The sequence below is a fragment of the Granulosicoccus antarcticus IMCC3135 genome, assembly GCF_002215215.1.
Lineage (GTDB): Bacteria > Pseudomonadota > Gammaproteobacteria > Granulosicoccales > Granulosicoccaceae > Granulosicoccus > Granulosicoccus antarcticus.
In genome coordinates, this window is record NZ_CP018632.1 from 743,880 (window position 1) to 766,857 (window position 22,978).

Annotated in this window: 24 protein-coding genes; 15 read left to right on the plus strand and 9 right to left on the minus strand. The window is 51.9% G+C overall.

Translation table 11 applies throughout. From position 1 onward, the window contains the following. Nucleotides 1-3: 3 nt before the first annotated feature. Together IMCC3135_RS03265 and IMCC3135_RS03270 are read right to left on the minus strand one after the other, a co-directional pair. Nucleotides 4-438 carry a BLUF domain-containing protein gene (locus IMCC3135_RS03265; RefSeq protein WP_088916284.1) on the minus strand — a complete coding sequence of 145 codons (435 nt, stop codon included), beginning with the start codon at nucleotides 436-438 and terminating at the stop codon, nucleotides 4-6. Then, the gene (locus tag IMCC3135_RS03270; protein ID WP_088916285.1) at nucleotides 435-2,138 is read right to left on the minus strand and encodes a putative bifunctional diguanylate cyclase/phosphodiesterase; all 1,704 of its coding nucleotides are present in this window, start codon (nucleotides 2,136-2,138) and stop codon (nucleotides 435-437) included. Before IMCC3135_RS03270 ends, IMCC3135_RS03265 begins: the two co-directional genes overlap by 4 nt. Nucleotides 2,139-2,235: 97 nt before the next feature. On the opposite strand from IMCC3135_RS03270, the gene ggt reads away from it, so the two are divergent. Next, nucleotides 2,236-3,966, plus strand: a complete 1,731-nt coding sequence (gene ggt, locus IMCC3135_RS03275) for a gamma-glutamyltransferase (protein WP_088916286.1) — start codon at nucleotides 2,236-2,238, stop codon at nucleotides 3,964-3,966. 109 nt (nucleotides 3,967-4,075) lie between these two features. After that, nucleotides 4,076-4,288 (plus strand): dodecin, encoded by a 213-nt coding sequence (locus IMCC3135_RS03280; RefSeq protein WP_088916287.1) that lies wholly within the window; start codon nucleotides 4,076-4,078, stop codon nucleotides 4,286-4,288. 88 nt (nucleotides 4,289-4,376) lie between these two features. Here the strand turns inward: IMCC3135_RS03280 and IMCC3135_RS03285 are convergent, their stop codons facing one another. Further along, nucleotides 4,377-4,826 (minus strand): CreA family protein, encoded by a 450-nt coding sequence (locus IMCC3135_RS03285; protein WP_236994738.1) that lies wholly within the window; start codon nucleotides 4,824-4,826, stop codon nucleotides 4,377-4,379. A 1,135-nt stretch (nucleotides 4,827-5,961) separates the two neighbouring features. Here IMCC3135_RS03285 and IMCC3135_RS03290 point away from each other — a divergent pair. Together IMCC3135_RS03290 and IMCC3135_RS03295 are read left to right on the plus strand one after the other, a co-directional pair. Then, nucleotides 5,962-8,202 carry an NADP-dependent isocitrate dehydrogenase gene (locus tag IMCC3135_RS03290; RefSeq protein WP_088916288.1) on the plus strand — a complete coding sequence of 747 codons (2,241 nt, stop codon included), beginning with the start codon at nucleotides 5,962-5,964 and terminating at the stop codon, nucleotides 8,200-8,202. A 452-nt stretch (nucleotides 8,203-8,654) separates the two neighbouring features. Next, entirely contained in the window at nucleotides 8,655-9,341 is a 687-nt protein-coding gene (locus tag IMCC3135_RS03295) for a M23 family metallopeptidase (protein ID WP_088916289.1), read from the plus strand. A gap of 47 nt (nucleotides 9,342-9,388) precedes the next feature. Here IMCC3135_RS03295 and IMCC3135_RS03300 read toward each other — a convergent pair whose 3' ends face one another. From IMCC3135_RS03300 to IMCC3135_RS03315, 4 genes are all read right to left on the minus strand, one after another. Continuing rightward, nucleotides 9,389-10,201: an autoinducer binding domain-containing protein gene (locus IMCC3135_RS03300; RefSeq protein WP_088916290.1), complete on the minus strand. Its 813-nt coding sequence runs from the start codon at nucleotides 10,199-10,201 to the stop codon at nucleotides 9,389-9,391. 427 nt (nucleotides 10,202-10,628) lie between these two features. Next, complete coding sequence (locus IMCC3135_RS03305) at nucleotides 10,629-11,210, minus strand: hypothetical protein (protein WP_088916291.1); 582 nt, start codon at nucleotides 11,208-11,210, stop codon at nucleotides 10,629-10,631. A 211-nt stretch (nucleotides 11,211-11,421) separates the two neighbouring features. Next, on the minus strand, nucleotides 11,422-12,021 hold the full coding sequence (locus tag IMCC3135_RS03310; RefSeq protein ID WP_088916292.1) for a hypothetical protein: 600 nt from the start codon (nucleotides 12,019-12,021) through the stop codon (nucleotides 11,422-11,424). Nucleotides 12,022-12,214: 193 nt separating this feature from the next. After that, entirely contained in the window at nucleotides 12,215-14,362 is a 2,148-nt protein-coding gene (locus IMCC3135_RS03315) for an autotransporter outer membrane beta-barrel domain-containing protein (RefSeq protein WP_088916293.1), read from the minus strand. Nucleotides 14,363-14,653: 291 nt separating this feature from the next. On the opposite strand from IMCC3135_RS03315, the gene IMCC3135_RS03320 reads away from it, so the two are divergent. The 8 genes from IMCC3135_RS03320 (at nucleotide 14,654) to IMCC3135_RS33900 (ending at nucleotide 19,878) form a co-directional block, all read left to right on the plus strand. Then, nucleotides 14,654-15,019, plus strand: a complete 366-nt coding sequence (locus tag IMCC3135_RS03320) for a PRC-barrel domain-containing protein (RefSeq protein WP_088916294.1) — start codon at nucleotides 14,654-14,656, stop codon at nucleotides 15,017-15,019. 154 nt (nucleotides 15,020-15,173) lie between these two features. Beyond that, the gene (locus IMCC3135_RS03325) at nucleotides 15,174-15,671 is read left to right on the plus strand and encodes a peptidase associated/transthyretin-like domain-containing protein (RefSeq protein ID WP_088916295.1); all 498 of its coding nucleotides are present in this window, start codon (nucleotides 15,174-15,176) and stop codon (nucleotides 15,669-15,671) included. Nucleotides 15,672-15,724: 53 nt separating this feature from the next. Then, nucleotides 15,725-16,222 carry a ferric reductase-like transmembrane domain-containing protein gene (locus IMCC3135_RS03330; RefSeq protein ID WP_088916296.1) on the plus strand — a complete coding sequence of 166 codons (498 nt, stop codon included), beginning with the start codon at nucleotides 15,725-15,727 and terminating at the stop codon, nucleotides 16,220-16,222. Nucleotides 16,223-16,265: 43 nt separating this feature from the next. Next, nucleotides 16,266-17,312: an RNA-guided endonuclease InsQ/TnpB family protein gene (locus tag IMCC3135_RS03335; protein WP_236994739.1), complete on the plus strand. Its 1,047-nt coding sequence runs from the start codon at nucleotides 16,266-16,268 to the stop codon at nucleotides 17,310-17,312. 53 nt (nucleotides 17,313-17,365) lie between these two features. Continuing rightward, nucleotides 17,366-17,515 (plus strand): hypothetical protein, encoded by a 150-nt coding sequence (locus IMCC3135_RS03340; RefSeq protein WP_205737884.1) that lies wholly within the window; start codon nucleotides 17,366-17,368, stop codon nucleotides 17,513-17,515. Nucleotides 17,516-17,650: 135 nt separating this feature from the next. Then, a complete protein-coding gene (locus tag IMCC3135_RS03345; protein ID WP_088921656.1) occupies nucleotides 17,651-18,583 on the plus strand; it encodes a sulfurtransferase in 933 nt (310 codons plus the stop codon). Nucleotides 18,584-18,589: 6 nt separating this feature from the next. Continuing rightward, entirely contained in the window at nucleotides 18,590-19,717 is a 1,128-nt protein-coding gene (locus IMCC3135_RS03350; RefSeq protein ID WP_205737885.1) for a YeeE/YedE family protein, read from the plus strand. Next, complete coding sequence (locus IMCC3135_RS33900; protein ID WP_157735739.1) at nucleotides 19,714-19,878, plus strand: hypothetical protein; 165 nt, start codon at nucleotides 19,714-19,716, stop codon at nucleotides 19,876-19,878. The genes IMCC3135_RS03350 and IMCC3135_RS33900 overlap by 4 nt, the downstream gene beginning before the upstream one ends. A gap of 7 nt (nucleotides 19,879-19,885) precedes the next feature. Here IMCC3135_RS33900 and IMCC3135_RS03355 read toward each other — a convergent pair whose 3' ends face one another. Both IMCC3135_RS03355 and IMCC3135_RS03360 read right to left on the minus strand, forming a co-directional pair. Further along, nucleotides 19,886-20,320 carry a DUF6691 family protein gene (locus tag IMCC3135_RS03355; protein ID WP_088916298.1) on the minus strand — a complete coding sequence of 145 codons (435 nt, stop codon included), beginning with the start codon at nucleotides 20,318-20,320 and terminating at the stop codon, nucleotides 19,886-19,888. Between the two features lie 10 nt (nucleotides 20,321-20,330). Further along, complete coding sequence (locus tag IMCC3135_RS03360; RefSeq protein ID WP_088916299.1) at nucleotides 20,331-20,780, minus strand: YeeE/YedE family protein; 450 nt, start codon at nucleotides 20,778-20,780, stop codon at nucleotides 20,331-20,333. Nucleotides 20,781-20,838: 58 nt separating this feature from the next. On the opposite strand from IMCC3135_RS03360, the gene IMCC3135_RS03365 reads away from it, so the two are divergent. The 3 genes from IMCC3135_RS03365 to IMCC3135_RS03375 all read left to right on the plus strand — a co-directional run bounded on the left by IMCC3135_RS03365 (nucleotide 20,839) and on the right by IMCC3135_RS03375 (nucleotide 22,946). Continuing rightward, nucleotides 20,839-21,171 (plus strand): ArsR/SmtB family transcription factor, encoded by a 333-nt coding sequence (locus tag IMCC3135_RS03365; RefSeq protein ID WP_088916300.1) that lies wholly within the window; start codon nucleotides 20,839-20,841, stop codon nucleotides 21,169-21,171. Between the two features lie 149 nt (nucleotides 21,172-21,320). Further along, the gene (locus tag IMCC3135_RS03370) at nucleotides 21,321-22,007 is read left to right on the plus strand and encodes a fumarylacetoacetate hydrolase family protein (protein ID WP_088916301.1); all 687 of its coding nucleotides are present in this window, start codon (nucleotides 21,321-21,323) and stop codon (nucleotides 22,005-22,007) included. Nucleotides 22,008-22,184: 177 nt separating this feature from the next. After that, nucleotides 22,185-22,946 (plus strand): PRC-barrel domain-containing protein, encoded by a 762-nt coding sequence (locus tag IMCC3135_RS03375; protein ID WP_088916302.1) that lies wholly within the window; start codon nucleotides 22,185-22,187, stop codon nucleotides 22,944-22,946. Nucleotides 22,947-22,978 lie beyond the last annotated feature (32 nt).

Consider the following 22,978-nt stretch of genomic DNA (forward strand, 5'->3'; position numbering starts at 1 on the left):
TGCCTAATGATCAGCTTCCAGCAACATGGCCTGTAGCGCCGCATGTACTTCATTGCCATCAAGTCGTTTAGGGTCAAATCCAGTATCTTGTGCAAGATCGAGCAACTTGGCTGGCCTTCCGGACTTTGCTCCAAGATAGGCCATTGACCACTGATTGAAGCTTCGTTCAGTAATCACATCGTATGCGAGCAGGGACACCTCAGCATGGCGCTCGTCACACTGTATACGCTCGAAGGTTTGTTCCACCCTATCCGGTGGGCCTTCAAGTACCTGGGCGAACAGACCTCGATTGAACATAAGTGCGCCAGTAACTCCCGAGCTGGCATTTGAAGCTCGTGCACTATCGAGTATTTTTACGACTTCCCGAGAGATGTGTTCATCGTCACCCGTGATGGTATTGCGGCTAACGTACACCACTCGAACCAGTGAATCTTTCATGTTCCCGTCCTGCTAAAGCCAGTTTGCTGACTGTAGTCGTCCAGAAAAGGGACAATCGATGAGGCCTCCATCGGGCGCGAAATAAGATACCCCTGAACCGCGTCGCAGCCTCCGTCTCGCAAACGATCATACTGCTCCCTGGTTTCGACACCTTCTGCCAGCGTGTTCATGCCCAGGCTGGCTCCCAGGCTGATAATGGTATTGACCATTGCATGAGTACCCTCGTCAACATCGCCTCGCACAAAAGCCTGGTCTATCTTTATCTTGGTAAATGGAAATCGACTCAGGTGGCTCAGCGACGAGTAGCCCGTGCCAAAATCATCCATGGCAATATCAACTCCCATCTGCCTGAGTACTGTCAATTGATTCAAGGCAGCTTCCGGATTGTGGAAGAGCAGGCCTTCGGTGACCTCAACTTCCAGGCGCGCTGATGCAAGCCCACTGCGGGTAAGAGCATCCTGCACGACGTCAGCCAGTTTGCCGTCATCGAACTGCAGGGGGGATACGTTCACGGCAACCGTCAGATCATCGGGCCAATGACAGGCCTGACGGCAGGCTTCAAGCATCACCCAGGCACCAATTCGTTGGATTTCGCCGGTCTCCTCCGCTATTGGCACGAATGACATTGGCGAAATAGAACCTCGGACAGGGTGCTCCCAGCGCAACAAGGCTTCAAACCCCATGAGTCTGCCCGTGCCAAGTTCTACCTGTGGTTGGTAGACCAGTCGGAACTGCTGCAAGGCGAGGGCACGGCGCAGTTCTATTTCCAGTTCTCGCTGCTCATGGGCTTCTTGCGCCATGCGAGGTTCAAAGAAGCATATTCGGTTGAGCGCGGATGATTTGGACTCCTGCAGGGCCAGCGTCGCGTTCTTCAGCAAGGTTTCTCCATCCTCAACCTCGTCGTCAAAAGTGGCTACACCAATACGTGCGCCAATATTCACTTGATTACCTTCAATCAGGAAAGGTCTGTTGAGTAGCTCTACGATACGGCTACCTACTTTCTCGGGTTGCTCGGATGTGGTGCCTTGCGGCTGGATGAGTAAAAATTCGTCACCACCTAGTCTGATGAGATGATCGGTGTCTCGAACGACCCGACGCAGCCTGCTGGCTACCATTTTGAGCAAGACGTCACCCACGGCATGACCGAGCGTGTCATTGACCCTTTTGAAACGGTCAAGATCAATCAGTAGAACGATAGCGTCGCCGGCCGCCTTCTCGCCCAGAGATTGTGATGCCTTGACAGCGGCACGGTCCGATTCGAGTAAAGACAGAGTTCGGTCCAGGGCTTGGCGATTGCCCAGATTAGTCAGTGAATCCAGTTCGATTTTCAGCCTGTCTGTCTTGTCCTGGCTGACATCAAGAGCGGTCAGCAGGCGTCGATCTGCACGCAGATTGCCGAGTTGCAGCTGCAGGGTGAGGCCTTGTGTATTCTGAATATCGAATACAGCTGCGTTCGGGGATACCAAGGCGGTTTGCAGCTTGGCGTCAGATGCCGCATCGAGATTACACGCGAGTGTCTCAAGAGTGTCGTCAACAGGTTTTTTGACGCCCAGCAACGTGAGCAATCGATCATTTTGGCTCAGCAGGCAGCCGGCATTATCGAGCACCGCAATTCCTGCAGGTCCTGTGAACGATGTTACGTCCAGAAAATCAGCCATGACTGCGCTATCTGGCATATCAGCAGGCTTCGGCTGGCTCATGAATACTTCTCCCTTTGTGAGGAACTAGCGGCCTCATGCCCGATGACTTGACAAAGCATAGGTTTCAATGATTAGTGACGATTTGTGGGAGAGAAACATGAATAGACGAATACCTATGGTTGCGTGCCTGATTGCAACGGTGCTTTCATCGCCCGTGGCACTGGCACAGGAAGCTGCAATCTATAGTGGCGCTGACAGGATTCACCCGGTTTGGGCCAGGCAGGCAATGGTGTCAGTGCAGGAGCGAGTGGCGGCCCAGATAGGTCTGGACATTCTTGCGAAGGGCGGTAATGCCGTCGATGCCAGTGTTGCCATCGCGTTAGCCATGGCTGTAACTTTGCCGCGTGCAGGCAATCTGGGAGGTGGTGGATTCATGATGGTTCATGAAGCCAAAACAGGAGAGACCAAAGCGATTGATTATCGTGAAATGGCTCCCGCCAGTGCAACTCGTGACATGTACCTTGATGCCAACGGTGATGCTGACAGTAAATTGTCGCGATTTCATGGGCTGGCTGTGGGTGTTCCCGGAACAGTTGCAGGCATGCAAGTCGCGCTGGATACCTATGGCAGCATGAGTCTGGCAGACGTCATCCAACCAGCGGTCAAACTGGCAGAAGAAGGCATTGTGGTTACCGCAGATCTTGCTGACAGTTTGAAGGGGCTTGAGAGTCGACTGAAAGCCTGGCCATCATCGGCAGCTATTTTCTACAAAGACGATGGCAGCTTCTATGAGCCTGGCGATATTCTGAAGCAGCCGGATCTTGCAGCAACACTCAAGCGTATTGCAGAGCAAGGTCCGGATGGATTTTACAAGGGTGACACTGCAGAAAAAATATCGGCATCTGTGCAGAAAGCAGGTGGTGGCATGAGTGTTGAAGATCTGGCCAATTATAAGGTGGAGATTCGTGAGCCTGTAACGGGCGACTATCGAGGTTATGAGATCGTATCCATGCCACCACCAAGCTCTGGCGGCACGCATATAGTGCAAATCCTGAATACGCTCGAGGGCTACCCGCTTGGCTTCCTGGGACATAACTCGGCGGAAACTATTCACCTGATGGCAGAGTCCATGAAGCGCGCCTACGCTGATCGCTCCGAGTATCTGGGTGATCCTGATTTTGTCGATGTGCCGGTAGCGGAGCTGACATCCAAAGCATACGCAGCTGATACCCGCAAAGAGATCAGCCTGAACATGACAACGCCTTCAGCATCCATTGCACCTGCTGACCTTGTTCCCTACGAAAGTAATGAGACAACGCATTTTTCAGTGGTGGACAAGGATGGGAATGCGGTTTCCAACACATACACGATCAACTTCTCCTACGGCTCAGGCATGGTCGCCGACGGTACGGGTGTGCTGATGAATAATGAGATGGATGATTTCTCGGCCAAGCCAGGTGTGCCTAACGGTTACGGTCTGATCGGTGGTGATGCCAATGCGGTGGAGGCGGGTAAAAGACCCTTGTCTTCCATGAGTCCGACCATGGTTCTCAAGGATGGTGATGTCTATCTGGTGACCGGTAGTCCTGGCGGATCAAGGATTATCACCACAACGCTGCAGGTCATTCTCAATGTAGTCGATCACGGCATGAACATCGCCGAGGCAACGGTTGCGCCAAGGATTCATCACCAATGGTTGCCGGATGTGCTGCGTGTGGAGGAGGGTATTAGTCAGGATACTATTGCCTTGCTGGAGGCCAAAGGTCATGACGTGGATCTGAAAGATGTCATGGGTTCCACTCAATCAATCCAGGTCGACAAAGAGAACGGCTTTCTATTCGGCTTTTCTGACACGCGTCAGGCGGGTGCTGCAACTTTGGGTTATTGAGCATGCATTCTCTACAACCGCTATTGCCAATGACCACGCGTCTGCAGTAGTTTGGTGCTGAAAGATGCGATACCACGAGTAACTCGAACCTACTGCAAAGGAGATATTAATGAACGATGACAGTCATGTGTACAAGAAAGTCGATCTGGTTGGTAGTTCAACAGAATCCATTGAAGGCGCGGTAAGCAACGCGGTTGAGCGTGCCAGTAAAACACTGAACAATCTCAATTGGTTCGAAATTGTACAAGTGCGTGGACACATCGAGGATGGCAAGGTTGCTCACTATCAGGTAGAGCTTAAAGTGGGTTTCAGGCTCGACTGATCAGGAGTATGTTTGTACGGGTAAATCTGCATGGCTGCAGATTTACCCGTCAAATCAAGAAAGGTCCGTCAAATTCAGTAGAGATTATCTAGTCTTCCCAAGTCACCTCTTGTCCGTACAGTGGTACGGTCGATAAAGCCATTTTGGCTGATCCGTCTTTCACCTGGGTGGCGTGAGAGAGATAGATCAGAGTCTTGCGCTCTTCATCGTATATCCGTGTCACATCAACCGACTTCCATAGTAACGATGTGCGCTTGGAGAAAACCTTCTCGCCGCCGTCGTCTTTTTCTATGTCGCCGATGGTGATGGGTCCGGTCTGACGGCACGAAATGGCAGAGTTGGAGGGGTCGCTGAAGATCTGGCCGTTACGTACCCGATCCAGCAGTCCGCGATCAAAGTAGGAGACATGGCAGGTCACACCCTTCACTTTCGGGTCATCTATCGCCTCGATTTTGATGTCACCGCCCAGCCAGTCAACGTTGACATCGCCAATCTCTTCTGCCAAAGCACCACCTGATGAAAGTACTACGGATGCCAAGAATGCAAGCGGGGCTGCGTAACGTCTGAATGGGGTTGGTATTCTTGTTTCAAGAGGCATGAGCATGGTCTTCAATTGATGGCTATATCCGTTGGAAGCATAACAATCTTGGGAGCGGTTGACCGCCACAATCAAAAAATGCATACCATGGATTTAGTAGTGCCTGATACCGACTGTGTTCGCTACTGTCCATGCTATACCTGCCGCACTTGAACCAATTGCGTCCTGATGTGCTAATTCTGCCTGTACTTCCCCGTGGAGATAGAGCACATCCATGACCGTGCGCAAAACTTCATTTCTTCAGGAGTCAGTCTTTGAAAACTTCAATACTACAATGCTGGCATCTACGGCGCCACCATGCCACCTTTGAACCTATCTTGCGGTCGCAATTTGGATATCGGAGTTGATAGCGGTAGTGAATCGCACAGACAGCGAGCAACAGAAACGCTAGAACAGCAAGCGGTTCTGGAACCCCTACAACATTATTCAGTATTATGGCTGCCAAGATAGCCACCTAGCGGGCTGTCCAGGTGATGTCCAAGCTCCTCGTTGAAGACGTTCTGTAATAGTGCAGGCTTGTCCGGCAGGCGGGCATCAAGATAGATGGTTCCACCATCTTCCGGAGAGTAGGCGCCATAATTGGTTGCCCCTAGACTCTCGGCATCGACAAAGCGAATGTTTGCGGGAAGCGGCGTATCGCCAGAGAGGATTTGTGTCGCGAGATGCTCGATTTGCTCGGGACTTGCTTTATCACCGAAGGCTGCTGTAACAGTTTGTCAGCGGTACCTGCCTGCGATGGCAAAGAGTGACTTGAGGTGTCGTTTTTTAGCCTGACAGATCTGTTAACGGTGGCAATGCTGTTCATCAATGTGCCGTGCTGTGTTCAGTTGCATTCGATGCTAGTCAGATCCAGAAGTTAGCATTATAAGGAAAAACCCTATTGTTTCCAAAATGTCATCTATGTGCTGCCGCTGACGCGATCTGGAAATTTGGACTGAATCGAGGAATGCGTGCCACAATTCAAGGATGCTCACCTCGATTTGGTGGACTCAGTCACGACTGTGTACTGGTTCTGTCTATACTACCTGCGCAAAACACGCTCTCTTTTGGCTAGCGATCAAGGAATCACAGCAAAATGTCAGATAAAAAGCAGAAAATCATCTACACCGGTACTGACGAGGCGCCGTTGCTCGCTACGGCCTCATTGCTCCCGATAATTCGAACCTTTACCTCTGCGGTCGGTATCGATGTGGAGCTTAGCGACATCTCGGTGGCAGCTCGGATGTTGGGGGAGTTTTCCGAGTTTCTGACCGAGGAGCAGCGCGTTCCTGACAATCTTGCTGAACTGGCTCGTCTGACGCTTGAGTCTGATACCAATATCATCAAGTTGCCCAATATCAGTGCATCAGTACAACAACTGAAAGCCTGCATCAAGGAGCTTCAGGCCAAAGGCTACGCCTTGCCTGACTTTCCAGAAGATCCGCAAACCGATGAAGAGCTACAGCTGCGAACTCGCTATGGGAAGATCATCGGTAGTGCGGTCAACCCGGTACTGCGAGAAGGTAACTCGGACCGTCGAGCCCCTAAGGCGGTCAAGGAATTTGCCAGAAAGCACCCGCATTCCATGAGCGAATGGAAGCAATGGTCACGCACACATGTTTCTCATATGCATGGTGGTGATTTCTATGACGGCGAGCAGTCCATGGTTCTGGACAAGGACCGCAAAGTAAAAATGGAAGTTGTCACCGATAGTGGCAAGACTGAGGTTCTGAAAGCCGAGATTCCGTTGTTGAAGAGCGAAATCATTGACCTGATGTTCATGAGCAAGAAAGAACTGTGCGAGTTCTACGAGCGCGAGATGGAAGACTGCCGACAGTCAGGCATTCTGTTTTCACTGCACGTCAAAGCCACCATGATGAAGGTCTCGCACCCAATTGTTTTTGGTCATGCGGTGAAGATCTATTACAAGGACGCATTTGCCAAGCACGGTGAGTTGTTTGATGAGCTGGGTATCAATGTCAACAATGGTATGGCGACTTTGTACGAGAAAATCGCCGAACTTCCAGCCTCCAAACGAGAAGAGATCGAACGCGATCTGCGCGCCTGCCAGGAGCATCGTCCAAGTCTTGCCATGGTGGACTCCTCCAGAGGAATCACCAACTTTCACTCGCCCAGTGATGTCATCGTCGATGCCTCCATGCCCGCCATGATTCGTTCCGGTGGTCAGATGTGGGGCGGTGATGGCAAGCTCTATGACTGCAAGGCGGTGATGCCGGAATCCACTTTCGCCCGTATCTATCAGGAAATGATCAATTTCTGTAAATGGCATGGCAACTTCGATCCAGTCACCATGGGTACTGTGCCCAACGTCGGATTGATGGCGCAGAAGGCAGAAGAATACGGCTCGCACGACAAGACATTCGAAACCTCAGAGCCGGGCGTTGCTCGAATCACAGATGTGGAGACAGGTGAAGTATTGCTGGAGCAACGTGTCGAGGAAGGTGATATCTGGCGTATGTGCCAGACTAAAGACGCACCTATCCAGGATTGGATCAAGCTGGCTGTCAGGCGCGCACGAGAGTCTGATACCCCCGTGGTTTTCTGGCTGGACCCTTACCGTCCACACGAAAACGAACTGATCAAGAAAGTCGAAGCCTGCCTCAAGGATCATGATACCGAAGGCCTCGATATCCAGATCATGTCGCAAGTCCGTGCCATGCGTTACACGCTGGAGCGAGTGGTTCGAGGCCTCGATACAATCTCTGCAACAGGTAATATACTGCGTGATTATCTGACGGATCTTTTCCCCATACTCGAATTGGGTACTAGTGCCAAGATGCTTTCCATCGTACCGTTGATGGCTGGTGGTGGTCTGTTTGAGACCGGTGCTGGTGGTTCTGCGCCGAAGCACGTCCAGCAATTAGTGGAAGAGAATCACCTGCGTTGGGATTCACTGGGTGAATTCCTGGCTCTGGCGGCATCCATCGAAGAGCTGAGTCTCAAGTTTGACAACAGCAAAGCCGGGATTCTGGCCTCAACGCTGGATGCGGCTACGGGCCGGTTACTGGACAACAACAGGTCTCCATCCCGCAAGGTAGGTGAGCTGGACAACCGGGGAAGCCATTTTTATCTGAGTCTCTACTGGGCAGAAGAGCTGGTCAAGCAAAGCGCGGATAAGGATCTGGCTGAGCATTTCAAGCCACTTTTTGAGCAACTGTCCAGCAAAGAAGAGCAGATCGTCAAGGAGCTTGCCGAAGTACAAGGCAAGGCCGTTGATATTGGTGGTTACTACCTCTCGGATCCTGAGCTGCGCAAAGCGGTGATGCGTCCTAGCGGAACGTTTAATGAAATCATGGACAGTGCCAGCTCCAGCTGAATCTGTTTCACGCAAGTGAAGTGAGGAAGCCGCGTAATTTCAACTTTTGCCAATAGGTGGGTGGTTGGAATTGCGCGGTGCAGTATTGTTTGTTTCAGGGTTCGTGCAATAAAGACTTGTTTCACGAGCCCTTAAAGCCTGGGTGCGTCTGAACATTATCAAGGGATGCTAGGCGTGTATCACAATTCGGCTGAATAATGCAGGTGCTTTGTGATGCAGTTCTCAAGGTGCCACCTGTTGCAACGCAGCGATTCTGTGTGCACGAATTGTGTGCTGGAGCTCAGGATTACAGGATAGTAGGGTTTCCTATCTATCTCGTATAGCCGCATTCCCCTAATCTATGGGGAGTGTCGACGCTATGGAGGGGTGTTGGCTTCATCAGCCAATTTACGCAGGGGACTTTTGCGAGTCTGCGTACTCTTTCAAGAGTGGCTATTCAAGGTAACTTGCCCATGCCATTCACCATGCATTCGAAACTTCACAGCGCTCCATCTTCCACTGTTCGTTCTGTTCGCAATACTCTGGCGTTCAGTTTTTCTGTCTTCGTGGCTGCTGGCTGTGCGACGGCTGATATACGTGAAGGACTCATCAAGGTATCTGAAGGTGTGCAGGAGGGCATCAACAAAGTAACGACAAAAGGCCCTGGTTCCGCCAATAATGGAGCGAGCGATGCCTTGGCTGTGGTGAGTAAATATCCGCTTAATGAAGCCCCTCATACACTGATGAAAAAGCCTGTTGCTGAAGGAAGGTTAACCTCAGGACATGGGTATCGATTCAGCCCTACCGGAGTTCCGATTCCCAAAAAGCACAAGGGGGTTGATTATTCTGCGCCGGCAGGCACGCCAGTCTATGCAGCTGGCAACGGCACCATTACAAAGCTCTACGAGAGCAAGAGCTATGGCAACTATATTCGCATAGCGCATGAGAACGATTTCTTCACAGCCTACGCTCATATGCAAGCGTTCGCGGATGGCTTGGATGTCGGCTCAGCGGTCACCAAAGGACAGATAATCGGAAATGTGGGCTCCACAGGTCGCTCCAGTGGAAATCATCTGCATTTCGAATTACTGCACAAGAGCAGTTTCATTGATCCATTGTTCGAATACACTCCGGCGACTGTGCAATCAGCTTCTCAATAGAGTGGCAGGTATTGCCAAGGTTGCTTGCCCCACCCCGGATTCGATCGTCAGAAAGTGAGCTTGTCAGAATAAGCGATGATATTCGCCAGGCCTGCATAGTAAAGCAGCTGATTCCGGTTGATGGTAGGCGGGTCTATTGGGCCAACGCCTGATACCTTGCGCCGTATCTTGAGCATGACCTGCTCCAGGTATTTCTCAGAACGATTCAACTTGCCGGCCATTTCTGCCTGACTTTTTCCGGAGGCCAATCCTGCTAGATATTGAATCTCAAGTTCATTCAGAGAGCCAAACACGGGCCGTGTAAAGTGACAGAGGAAGCCTGTGTTGGCAGATACCAGATTGTGGAACATTCGCGTCATTGAGTTCAGCATTGGTGAGCGAGAGTGTTGACGCAGTAGTGCCTGGCTACCGGTCTTGTCTTTGCTTATAAAACTGGCACCTGCTATCGCAACAGGTCCGCAAAGCAGCGGTAAAGTCACTCCATCGTAGAGTCCATAGTCACGTGACACATTCATGACCTCGCGACTTCTGGCGTCAGCATCCGTATAGGATTTACAGGTGCTGCCCCACCAATGTACAGGAGCCGAAATGCCGTCTCTAATAGCCTTGATAAGTGGGTCGTCCCGGTCCAGTCGCGCTTCGGCGTAGTAACTCAGTAAATCTACAGAGAATGTGCTGGACACCTGGAACAGTGGCTGGAAAGGAGAGTTTTCTTCGAGTACGGCACCGGGAATATAGGAATACAGAAGATCATCAAAACCGAGTTTGTGAACTTCCTTCTCTAACGCGCGGAAAGCCGAGTCCAAGTCGTTGGCAGCGTAAAGTGCTTCTGCATAGTCGGCTAACTGTAGGTTCGACATCCCACCTCCTCAACTTACTTAAGTTACCAAAGAGTAATACAGGCAATGGCGCTAGTGAAGCTAAAAGCACCGGGTACTAACAGATATGTGAGTTACATCATCTAAATAATTAGTCGAAAACTTGATGTGATTTCAACAGGATGATTTTGATGGGCATCTCTAAAAAAAATGCAATAGCGGAACCTATTCAGGAAGATGTTTTTTACGCTTCCTATACTAAATGCTAGTTTTACGACTACGATATTTGAACCTGCAAGATGAGGTATTCAAGGTCTTGGCAGAATGTTATGAAGATTTATCTAAGGGGTTGTTTCACGATCCCTAAAGTTCGTCTTTGCACCAAAAAAAGGTCGTTATTGTCAGCAACAACCCTTTTCATGATTCAACGCAGCGTTATTGCAATCAGCTGTCTTGATGGCTAACGGTATTAGAAAGTGACACAGATTGCTTGTGCTACAACCTCACCTGAGAACGTAGGAACCGTACATTTGTAAGTGTTGTCCGAGACAAAAGCATCCGCCTCAACAATGTCGGACGTGGAGCAGGCACCGCCAGACATATACTTTGTATATAACTCCTGATAAGCCCCTTGATAAACGTTAGGGCAGGCGGCCAGACAGGATTCACCCGGGCCTACATTCGTGCAGGTTTTGTGGACGGTAATGGTGTAGCCGTTTTCTGTATATTGACTGCCAGTACTATCAGTACTCTCGTCAACCGTAAAATCAACATTGTTCAGATAATTCGTTGTGCCGAAGTTGCCTGCATCATCAAAGGGAACAACGTTGTACTGTCCATTGTCGCTCAATGTGTATTGCTCTTTGCCTTTGACGGTATCGTAGTAGCGGTAGTCGAAATATATGTTGTAGCCTGTGGCGCCTTCCAGAGAGTCCCAGATCAGTTCATTGCCTTCGGCTCGGAGATTCTCTACAGAACCCAGTTCGGCTGCGTTGACGCTTGAGAAGGTCAAGGCGGCCAGGGCGAACAGTACGGAGATTATTTTCTTCATGCGATATAGTCCTCTGCGAGATTGATATTTTTTGCAGTAATCTGATGCTCATCAACGTCGTTACTGCAAGCCTGTCTCATGCGGTAATTACGTTGCCGGTTCAGTGAGGGTATAAAAGCATGTAGTGAGACCGGTGTCACTGATTTCTGACGGTAATAATACGTAGTTGCGAGTGTTTGGGGTTAGTCGAACCGTTCACACAGGACGTTGGTCAACGTAGCCAGATTTCAATTAATCCTTCAGAAGGGGATGGCTGGTAGTCTTCAAAATCTTCGATGGATATGTCATCGAACACCAGCCTCATGACGTCACCAACCACTTGTCCGGCCTCCCGATCAGCTGGATGGTAGTACCGAATCTGGTTGTGCTCGGGTACGGTGTCAACGATACGTTGTTGTACCTGATCGGCTCCCAGAGCGGAGAAAAGGGTCGATATCTGTCCTGCCAGGCGCGCCGTTGATTCGGTGGCGTGCATGACAATGCGAGCCGAGTTCACTGCGCCTAATCGGGTAATAAGCTCTGTTTGCGGGGACAGGTGGTCTGCGTCGACTTCTTTGGCGATGGACGGTAGCTCGAATGAAGAACTGTGGTTGGCTAAGCTTGCAGTATCAGACAAGGCTGCTGCCGGGGTCGGGATGTCTGAATTCAGTTCTGAATGAACATCAGAGCTCGCACTTACTCTGGGACCGTACACCGTCGCTGACACAGCGAGAACTGACAGGATACAAACCAGTAAATGAATTCTTTGCCAGGACCACTGTGGTGTTGGCAACGCTTGAGAATATACGGGGTTGCGGATGAGCTGATTCATTGTCTTTCCTCGTCAATTGAAGAAAACCTGCATAGTCTGCCGGGAATGAGGGATGGATCCATGCCTGCCATTAAGGCATGAACCCATTCCGATATACACGCAGCATGCATCATCTTATGCCTGCATCAAGCTCAGTTGCTCATAGCTGCCTGAGTGTTCATGGCCGAGGTAATCCCCGCCAGTTAATAAAAAATCACTGAAGTTGCAAAGCGACAGATTCAGGCTTGCTGATTGCGATGGATTCGTCAGCTGCCTGATCCATGGTGCCCTGCAGAGCCGATACATTACGATAGACCAGGACGCGGTCATTCGATTTTTCTGCGATGTACACACTGGACCCATCAAAAGCGATATCCACCGGATTGCCAAGCATGGACAAGGGGCCTGCAATGGTTGCAACGGGGGTAACTACGCCAGTGGCGGTTGAGGCTGTGTCGATGATATAAAAAGATCCATCAGTGGCGCTTGCTGCATCACCAACATCTGTAGCCATTACTGTATCAGTTGCTTCATCATGAACGATGCCATGAATGTTGCTGGTGACACCGTCGGCAGCAATTCGAAAGCTTCTGGTGGGTGTCGCACTGGCGCCCATGGCAAAAAAGTTGTCATAAACGAGTACATCACCACCGGTACCAGCTGCATACAATCTATCGTTTGCGGCGTCATAATCTGTATCCCAGATAGTGGCATCACCGGTATCCATGACGGTGAACATCGGCATGGCATCGCTACCTGCATTCGTGGATAAAACAACCAGACTTGCGGCAACGCTATCACTGCCTGTATCGGAAATGATAAGAGCACCTTGCTCACCTACAACTTCGATGCCTTTGGGACTAGTCAGTCCTGAGTTGGCTCCACCGATAACACGATCATAATTGTTCGAATTGTTGTCGGTGTTATCTCGGTTGGCGGCTCCATTTATTGCCAGTATGCCTTTGTCAGTGACGGTGGTGCCATCGGTGATATCAAATACCACATAGCCGTTACCACTTGAATCAAGCTGGATGTTTTCCAGAGTGCGAAATGATTGCTGGCCCGGATCACCTGTAACACTGGCTACTGAAATGGCAAGGCCGGTGTCCGCAACGCCTGTGACAGAAGGCTCTTCTATGACAGCGATACGTCCTACATTATCATTGTCGGCACCGGTGCCTGTATCCTGCTGTGGGCCAGGATTCTGGCTGACCAACAGCCTGGAAACACTATCGCCACTGACGATGTCAGATGTATCCTGGATAGTTTCGTTCATTCCCAGTGAGACGATGGACTCAGGTTTTGTAAACGCCATCTGGTAGCTGGGGGCGATATCTCCACTCAGCTCGCTTACACCATTGAAAACAAGGATGGCATCATTGGATTTTTCAGCAACGATAGCGTTGCCATCCAGGAGCACGACATCCACCGGATTGCCAAGCAGGGTCGCTGGTCCAGCGATGGGTGTTGCAGTGACTTCGCCATCCAGTGTTCCGTCATCTGAGAACACGTAGAGTGCGCCGTCGCTTGCTGAGTCTGCACTGCCGATGTCAGAGACGAGCACCGTACCATTTTCTGCTGAAACGCCATGAAAGTTGATCGACTGCTGTACGCCATCATCGCCAATAACCGTGATAAGGCGGCTGATGGCATCTTCGCCCAGGGTGACGCTGCCGGTCAGATCAAGCTGGCTGACATCGTCGATTACAGCCAGAGTGCCATTGGTCAATGCCAGGTAGAGCTTGTCTTCGGATTCTGAATGAAAGCCATCCCAGCAGCTGGCCGGAAGGTTAATGCTGCTGACGGCTTGGGCTTGTTCACCCGCTGTTGTAGAGAAAAACTTCAGATCTGCCTGATCGTCGGTAATGTCACATGAGGCCAGCAGGCCCATCGCGGGTAGTGCGAACAAGCCTTTGCCTGCAGTGCTGCCGATGATGCGGTCGTTGGCACCGAAGCTGTCCATGTCTGCACGGTAGGCAGCTCGATTGATTGCACGAATACCTTCACTACCTGCTGTGTCAGCATTCTGGTACAAAGTGCCGTCGGAAGTTGCGCTGAGTCCTTGATTGGCGCCAGTTGCCAATGTCTGGCTCATGGTCGCAAGATCGGGAGAGAAGACGCTGACGCTGCCAGCGCTTTGGCCATCGTTCATGGCAATAGCAAAGCGACCGGTTGGGATACTCATATCCGTGTTGCCAGTGTCAGTATCCATGTTCGATGAATCATCGTCGTTATCACTGCAAGCACTCAGCGTTAGTGCCATGGCGACCGCTAAAAACAGAGGGCGACGTGCCCAAAGCGTTGGTCGTTGGTTCAGTGTGATGAGCGATGTGGTGCTGTTGTCTGTTCGTTTGAATGTCATGTTTTCTTGCCTCAGATAGTGAGCTGATAGTTGGTCTTCAGTAGTCACTACGCACCGTTAAATGATCGAGATGCACTGTTGCAGAAAATATATTCAACCTGAAAAACAGGCTTGTAGCTGTTGTATTTCCGCGTCGAAATACTCTCTGTTGTGTCATGTTGAAAGTATTTCATTCGTCATCTTTACGGAGGTATCCGCATCATCCTATGTTCACGCCAAGCAGCAGTGTGTTCCTGCTTTTACGCACACAGTCTTTGGTGTTTTTATCATTACGCATTCGGAGCATTTACTATGATGTACAGACATTTGATACTTGCAGCCCTTCTTCCCGTCATGGCTACCGTTCAGGCACAAACTACATCCTGGATCGAAGTGGAGGATGGAGACATGATGATCCCGGCACTGTCGATGAGCGTCGATGAGATAGACGGGATGAGCATCTACGACAATACTGGCGAGCGCGTTGGTGAGGTCGACGATGTACTGGTTGGAGAGGATGGCACTACCATGGCAGCCTCTCTGGATATCGGTGGCTTTCTTGGTATGGGTGAAAGAGATGTCGTTCTGCCGCTGGAAAGTCTTACCAGGGGCGAGGATGGACTCCTGACGATGATGAGTAAAGAGGAGCTGGAATCGCTGCCGGAGTACGAAGACTAGTCATCTGGTGACAGGAGCGATGGTCGCGCGACAAAATCTTTGTCGCTATCTATAACGCTGCTGGCGGTTTCTGATGTGAACTTGAGCCACTTTTGCCTATCGTACGTATAGTGCCCCAAGACAATTCACAAACTGTGATTCAGGAGAAACCGCCATGGCAGTGCTGATTCGTGACCGTCGTTCCTTTCTGCTAAGTGCCGGGATGAGCAGTGTCGCCCTCCTGATGGCTCCCGGCGCTGTGATCAGGCCAGCGCGTGCACAGGCTGTGTTAGAGCCGACATCATCGATGCGCGGCGGTAGTAATAACTATTCACCCAATGCCCCGCTGGTCGAGAACCTTGGCACCGGTTTTCTGGTGTCCGGTACTGTGCGCCAGGCCGGTGATGGTGCACCGTTGGGTAATGTAAGAATCCAGATCTGGGCTGCAACCGCACGAGGCGGGGAGCGCGAGCCTAGTAATCATGGAAGCGTCATGAGTGCCGCGGACGGGACCTTCAGATTGGAAATGTCTCAGGTTGTGCCCAACTTTGGCCAGCCGCATGCTCACCTCGCCTATGATGATGAGCACTTCGAGACGGTGTTTCTACGCCCGGTCATGAGTAGTCCTGAAGATACGAGCGTACAGGCACATTTTGTACTCGCTTCGGCCTGAAACGCCAGACCGAACTCAGGAGTAGTCTCATCGCTAGTCGCACGGTTAATGTCATGATCTGGGCCTTTGTGGCCGGAATCGTCATGACGCCTGTCTTGATCGCGGCCGATAGTTCTCTGCTGGCCGGTAGAGAAGCTGCCTACATTGTTGGCGGCATGGCAGGCATTCTCGCACTGGCAGTATTGCTGCTGCAGCCACTTCTGGCGGTAGCTTGTCTTCCTGGCATCGCTTTGAGTCAGGCCCGGCGCTGGCATCGCTGGACGGGCACAGCGCTAGTTGTGGCCGTGGGTATTCACATAGGCGGACTTTATCTGACCAGTCCGCCCGACATGATCGATGCACTTCTGCTAATGGCCCCCACGCTGTACTCGCTGTTTGGTGTGATCGCGATGTGGGGCTTGATCCTTATTGTTCTTCTTGTCGCCGGGCGTTCCCGTCTGCGTCTCCGAGCCGCGCTATGGAGAATGGTTCATCCCTTCAATTCCAAGGATACCCCGCCGTTCAGGGCGGGGAGGAATTGGAATGCTGTATATATAACCAGCAGTTGTTGACCCTTCTGGGTGAATGGGGGCGGAACGGTTATACAATCGGGCTGTGAAATCAACATGCATCAAGGTTCTCAAAGTCAGGGTAAAAGATCGCCACGCGCCGCTTTTGCGCAGCATGGCGGCTGAAGTCAATCAGGTATGGAACTACTGCAACGACCTGTCTGATCGTATGATTCGGGAGCGTGGTCGGTGGATGTCCGGATTTGACTTCTCTGCTTACACGGTGGGTGCCTCGAAGCAGTTCGAGCACATTGGCAGCAGTACGATTCAGGAAACTGCCGAACACTACGCCAGCAAACGCTCCTCGGCAAAGCGTCGCAAGCTGAGGTGGCGCAAGAGTTTTGGCGATAAACGCTCGTTGGGGTGGGTGCCCTTCAAGGCTCGGGCAGCTCACTGGAAGCACGGGCAGGTCTTCTTTGCAGGTTCTCACTTCAAGGTATGGGACAGCTTCGGTCTTGCCAATTACAGGTTCAGGGCAGGTTGTTTCACTGAGGATGCTCGCGGTCGATGGTATTTTTGCATCTGTGTCTCGGTTGATCGCACGTGTCCCAAGGGGCAAGACAGTATAGGTATCGATCTTGGTCTGAAAACCGTTGCCACCTGCAGCGATGGCACCGTGCTGGAGGGACGTTGGTATCGCCACCTGGAAGGCAAGCTTGCCAAGGCACAGCGGGCAAGACGCAAGCGGCGCGCCCGAGCGATTCACGCAAAAATCAGGAATCGCAGAGCAGATGCCCTGCATAAATTCAGCCGCAATCTGGTCAATCGATGCGGCGAGATCTACGTGGGAGATGTCAGTAGCTCGAAGCTGACAAAAACCACGATGGCCAAGTCTGCGCTTGACGCAAGCTGGGCCAGCTTCAAGACAATGCTCGACTACAAGAGCCAGCAGGCCGGTATTGTCTACCGAGAAATCAATGAAGCCTATACCACGCGAGCGTGCTCCGAATGCGGAAGCCTGTGCGGACCGCAGGGAATAAGAGCTCTTTCGGTAAGAGACTGGCAATGTGTTGAATGTGGTGTTCAACATGATCGTGACGTTAACGCGGCTCGAAATATTCTCCGTCTCGGCGCAGGACATTGCGCTCCTTAGTGGGAGTCCTCTTTCTTTCTTTAGGGAGAGGAGGATGTCAAAACGCTCTGGCGATGATTGTGGTCGTTACCAGTGTCTCCCATGCGCTGATGATCGAGGGGACCATGGGGCAGGTGTCCAAGCTGGTTCTGTGTGTCAGTGTGCTGACAACCACCGTAGTGGTGACTGTAAGACTGCGTTTCATGAATGCCACAAAGCGGTAGCCGTGCTCGATTCTGTCGACTTTGTCTATTCTTGAGCTTCATCTGCGGTAGCACTCTATAATCGAGTCGTTAAAGATGACAGCTCCGGAACCTCTGAGTCTGTCGTATCACTCTTGCCACAAGGATAGAGAAACCATGAAATTTCAAGCCTGCCTGATGTCCGCGACGCTGCTGGGTTTTACCTCAGCCGTCTCGGCAGTCTCCTCTTTTGGCCCTCTTGTTACCCCGGCACAATTGTCGGAAGGGCTAGGCGATGTCCAGCCTCTGATACTGGATATTCGAGGTGACGACTATTCCAAGAGTCATATACCTGGCTCAATCTCTGCGCCTTATGGTCTGTTCAGGGGCCCGAAGGACAATCCTGGTCAGGTGCCCGATGTTGCGACTCTGGAGCAAACGTATGAGGCGCTTGGACTGGATACGGGGCGTGCGGTCGTTATTGTTCCTGCAGGCAAGGACGATTCTGATTTTGGAGCGGCAGCACGGGTGTACTGGACGCTGAAATCGTCCGGTTTCTCTGATCTTTCAATCCTCAACGGAGGTGCGCTGGCCTGGCAGAATCAGGATCTGGCGATGAATGCAGAAGCTGTGACCCCGCAACCGAGCGAACTGGAAATCACCTTTTCTGATAACTGGACTGCCCAGACGGAGGAGGTTGTAGCGGCAACCAGAGGTGAGGTGGATGCATTGCTACTTGACGCCCGGCCAGTTGATTTCTACGAAGGGCGCAAGAGTCACGGAGCGGCTGCACGTCCGGGCACTTTACCAGGTGCTGCGAATCTGGAGTACAGCTCGTTCTTTGATGCCGGCTCGCCGGCCATGTCCAGCAGTACAAGCTCTGCGAGTCTGCTGGAAAAGCTTGGCGTCGAAGAGGGTGAGGAAATCGTCTCCTTTTGTAATACCGGACATTGGGCCGCTACCAATTGGTTTGCGCTGTCCGAAGTTGCCGGGCTGGATAACGTCAAGCTGTACCCGGGGTCCATGGTCGAGTACTCGAATACCGACAACGAGATGGAAAATACGCCGGGCGTTGTCAAGAACTTCCTCAACAAGATCAAAGGTAACTGATTGTCAGTGAGCACCACGGTCGTAGAGGATAAGGTCGGACATCCGTTTTTACAGCGTAGCGCCCTGGTTGCGGCAGCACTGATTCTGGTGCTTGCTGTGGCCATTCTGGCAGGTGTGCGGTACGGGCTCATGCTGATGATCGGTTTGGGCTTCGGGCTGGCGCTGGAAGGTTTGCGGTTCGGCTTTGCAGGGCCATGGCGAGCCATGATTCTGAGGCGTGAGCCATCGGGAATTCTTGCGCAACTACTAGCCATCGGCATTGTGAGTGTTGTTGCCATCCCGTTGATCGAGATGAGTGGTGGTGAGTTGATCGGTGCCCAGGCGCCTGTGGGCTGGGCAATGATCGGTGGGGCCTTTGTCTTTGGCATGGCCATGCAGGTGGTGATGGGCTGCGGCTCGGGTACGCTGGTCAATGCAGGTTCCGGAAATCCTGTCGGTTTGCTCGCCTTGCCATTTTTTGCCATTGGCAGCTTTGCCGGTGCCTTTCATCTGTTTGCCTGGACTGAATTGGGAGCTTTGCCGGTGATTCGATTTACCGGCTGGAGCGGCGCTGTCATAACGCTGGTCGCGCTGGCAGGTGTCGCCGTGTGCTTTCTGCGTCAGGCAGCGCCTGAGAACCGCACCATCTCTCGTCGCTACGTGATAGCGGCAGTGATCATTGCTGTCCTGGCACTTCTGAACCTGGTGGTGGCAGGGCAACCCTGGGGCGTCGTTTATGGACTTGGAGTATGGGCGGCCAAAGGCGCTACCGCCGTCGGCGTCGACTTGTCAGGTTCGGCATTCTGGGCCGCTCCTGAGTCACTCGAGCGAGTCCAGTCCAGCCTGCTGACCGACTACACCTCGCTGACCAATATTGGCATCATGACGGGCGCATTCCTGGTTGCAAGCTGGCGCGCCGGAGGACTGTCGCAGAAACTTCCACGACTACCTCTGCGTGCCTGGTTGGCCACTATCGTGGCTGGATTTCTGTTGGGGTATTCGTCACGGCTAGCCTTTGGCTGTAACGTAGGCGCCTATTTTTCAGGGATATCCACTGGTAGTCTGCATGGCTGGGTGTGGTTTGTGGCAGCCTTTGCAGGGTCGATACAAGGCGTTCGACTGCGACCATTGCTGGGTCTGGAGGCTCGTTCATGACGCGCCGTGTGACGGCGGTAACAGGCCTGGCCTTGTTGTTCGCGCTGATAGTTGCAGACTTCATCGGCTCGCCACCCAACCCTTATCAGCAGCCTGCAATCGTTGCTCTAGGGTCAGGTGCTGCCAGTTCTGGTGGATTCTGCGGTGCCTTGCCAGAATAGAGCTGAATCAGACTTCCCTTCTTGCAAAGAGGGGAAGTGATTTTGCCCGCTTGCCTGCCATCATGCCCAGTAGCATGGCAGGCAGGAAGACCAGGATGCCTGGAGAGCCCATGGCAAGAGAGGTCCAGGCAGGGCCTGGGCAAAAACCGCCAATACCCCAGCCCATGCCGAATATGGCGGCACCTGTGAGCAGTGGTGCGTCAATGCTGCGGTTGGTGGGTACGTCGAATCGGGAGTTGAATGTCGGCGATTCGCGGCGCCATACAAGACGAAAACCGATGAAGGCGGTCAGAGAGGCGCCCCCCATCACGAATGCGAGGCTAGGGTCCCAGTAGCCGAAGATGTCGAGAAAGTTGAGGACCTTGGCTGGATCGGCCATGCCTGAAATTATCAACCCGAGACCAAAGATCAGGCCGGCGAGAAATCCTGTTGCGTTGCGCATGATGTGCTCCTTAGAAAACGTGGCGAACAAGCGTTGTGGTCAAGATGGCAACGAGAAGAAAGGTAATGACCGCCGCCAGAGAGCGGGTCGAAAGGCGTGCTAGTCCGCAGACACCGTGACCCGATGTGCAGCCTGACCCTAGTGCGGTGCCGATACCGACCAGTAGTCCGGCAATCAGCATCCCGACGAGATTTGTTGGCACGCTTTGCTGTGGAAACGAGCCTGATAGCAGCATTAGCGCTAACGGCGCTGCGATCAATCCAAAAAGAAAAGACAGGCGCCAGTCACGATCATCGGGCCCGCTCTGGCCGGGAAACAGGCCGATCAGCGCGTTTGTTATGCCGCTTATTCCGGCAATTTTGCCAAACAACCCCATCACCATGATTGCGCTAAGCCCGATCAGGGAGCCGCCGAGAAACGACAGCCACGGAGTGAATTCGGTCAGGACTGCTGGTTCCATCGGGTCAACCTTTGATGAGTATTGTTTGGGGAGAATGTTTCATTGTATAGTATTAGATATGTCTAAATTAGAAAATACTAATATTAAAGTTTCATCGTCTTCACTCAATGAGTTGCAGACGCGCGCGGCTAGTGTCGCTGAGCAGTTGGCATTGTTATCCAATACCAACCGATTGCTGGTTCTTTGCCATCTACTGGAAGGTGAGCAGTCGGTTGGCGACCTGCAATCTCAGTTGGAACTCAGTCAGTCAGCCCTTAGCCAGCATTTGAGCAAATTACGTGATGCCGGCATGGTTGCCACCCGGCGAGACAGGCAAACGATTTTCTACCGCATCGCCGATCCGCGAGTGCAGGAGATGATGGAGGCGCTTTATCGAATATATTGCGTATAAAGTGATATATACGCCATCATGTTGGCAGATTTAACTGCTAGTGGGTCTGTGGCGAGCTATGGCAGATTATTTCGAATGGTGTTCGTTGCGCCTCAATCCAGAGAAAACAACCGCCTTTAAAGCCAACCTACCAAAAAAAGGATATCCAGATGTCAGAATACGTAATAACGGCGCCGCTTCAGAGCTCATTGCCGGTGCGAGGCAGTAACAAGACATTTCCGGTGCGCCGGGTTTATTGCATAGGTCGAAACTATGCGGCTCATGCGATTGAAATGGGTCACGACCCTGATCGTGAGCCGCCTTTTTTCTTTCAAAAGAATCCGGACAACCTGGACACCACGGGAGAATTCCCCTATCCGGTGAAATCCTCTGATGTGCATCATGAGATCGAGTTGGTCGTGGCGCTGAAAAGCGGAGGCACTAACATTTCCGTAGAAAACGCTCTTGAGCATGTTTATGGCTATGCCACCTCACTGGACATGACCCGTCGTGATTTGCAGGGTGAGGCGAAAAAGGCGCAGCGTCCCTGGGAGATCGGTAAGTCATTCGAACGTTCAGCACCCTGTGGGCCACTGATACCCGCAGAAGAAATAGGCCACCCGGACAAGGGCCGTGTTGAGCTCAAGGTCAATGGGGAGGTTCGTCAGGAAGGTGATCTTGATCAGATGATCTGGAAGGTGCCTGAGATGATTGCCTACCTGTCTGATTATTACGAACTTGCTGCCGGTGACGTCATCATGTCCGGCACACCATCTGGCGTGGGTGCGATCAACAAGGGCGACGTCATGGAGTGCAGCATCGAAGGGGTGGGAGATCTGACGGTTACTGTTATCTGAATAGTTGTTTGATCAGTACATGAGAATCATGTGTGGTTCGGGGCGATTTGCGGGTGCATCTCGTCCTCCTTATAGCGTATTGGTGAGGCAGGGCAGGTAGAAATTCTTACAACGTTCCTGTTTTTACAGTGGGTAGTAGTACAAATAGGGGGAGTTTGAAAATCAGAGGAGAGAGTTATGACCTACTGTATTTTTTCAGATCTTCGCCATTATGAGGTCAGCAGCAGTACGGAGAATATCGGCAGGATCCACGATGTCTATCTGGATGATCAATCGTGGAAAGTGCGCTGGTTTGTGGTGGAAACAGGGCACTGGTTTTCATCCAACAAGGTGCTTCTGGATCCGCGAAAAGTTCTTGAAGTCTCACCGGAGACTCGAAACATCACTGTCTCTGCTTCCAAGGAGAGCATTCAAAATGCCCCCTCTGCCGAGCAGCATCCGCCTGTCAGTGATCAGAATGAGCAGAAGTACAATTACATCGTAACCAATCACGATACGCTTTTATTTACCGGCTACGCGGGTGCGATGATGCCGCCAACACTGGTCGAGCGAGCGCAGACGGCTACTTCGGCAGAGCAGGAACTGCAGGATTCCGTACGTCAGAGCTCGGACCGGCACTTGCGCAGTGCCAGTGAGTTGGACGGTTATACGGTGTCTGCCATTGATGACACGCTGGGGCCGCTATCGGATCTTGTCATCAATTCAGAGTCGTGGACTATCGATCTGCTGGCGCTTGACACCAGCAAGTGGCTGCCGGGCCGTACCGTCGTTATTTCGCCACAGTCTGTGGACAAGATTTCCTGGGACGAACGCAAGCTCATGGTCAAAATGGATAAGGAGACGATCGAGCAGAGTCCTGAACTAGGTGACTTGAAATCCATAGAAACCAGTTATATCAGCAGACTCAATGAGTTCTACCGATATCCCATGGTGTATTAAGGCGTGTAAGGGATAGTTAATTGTTTCACGAT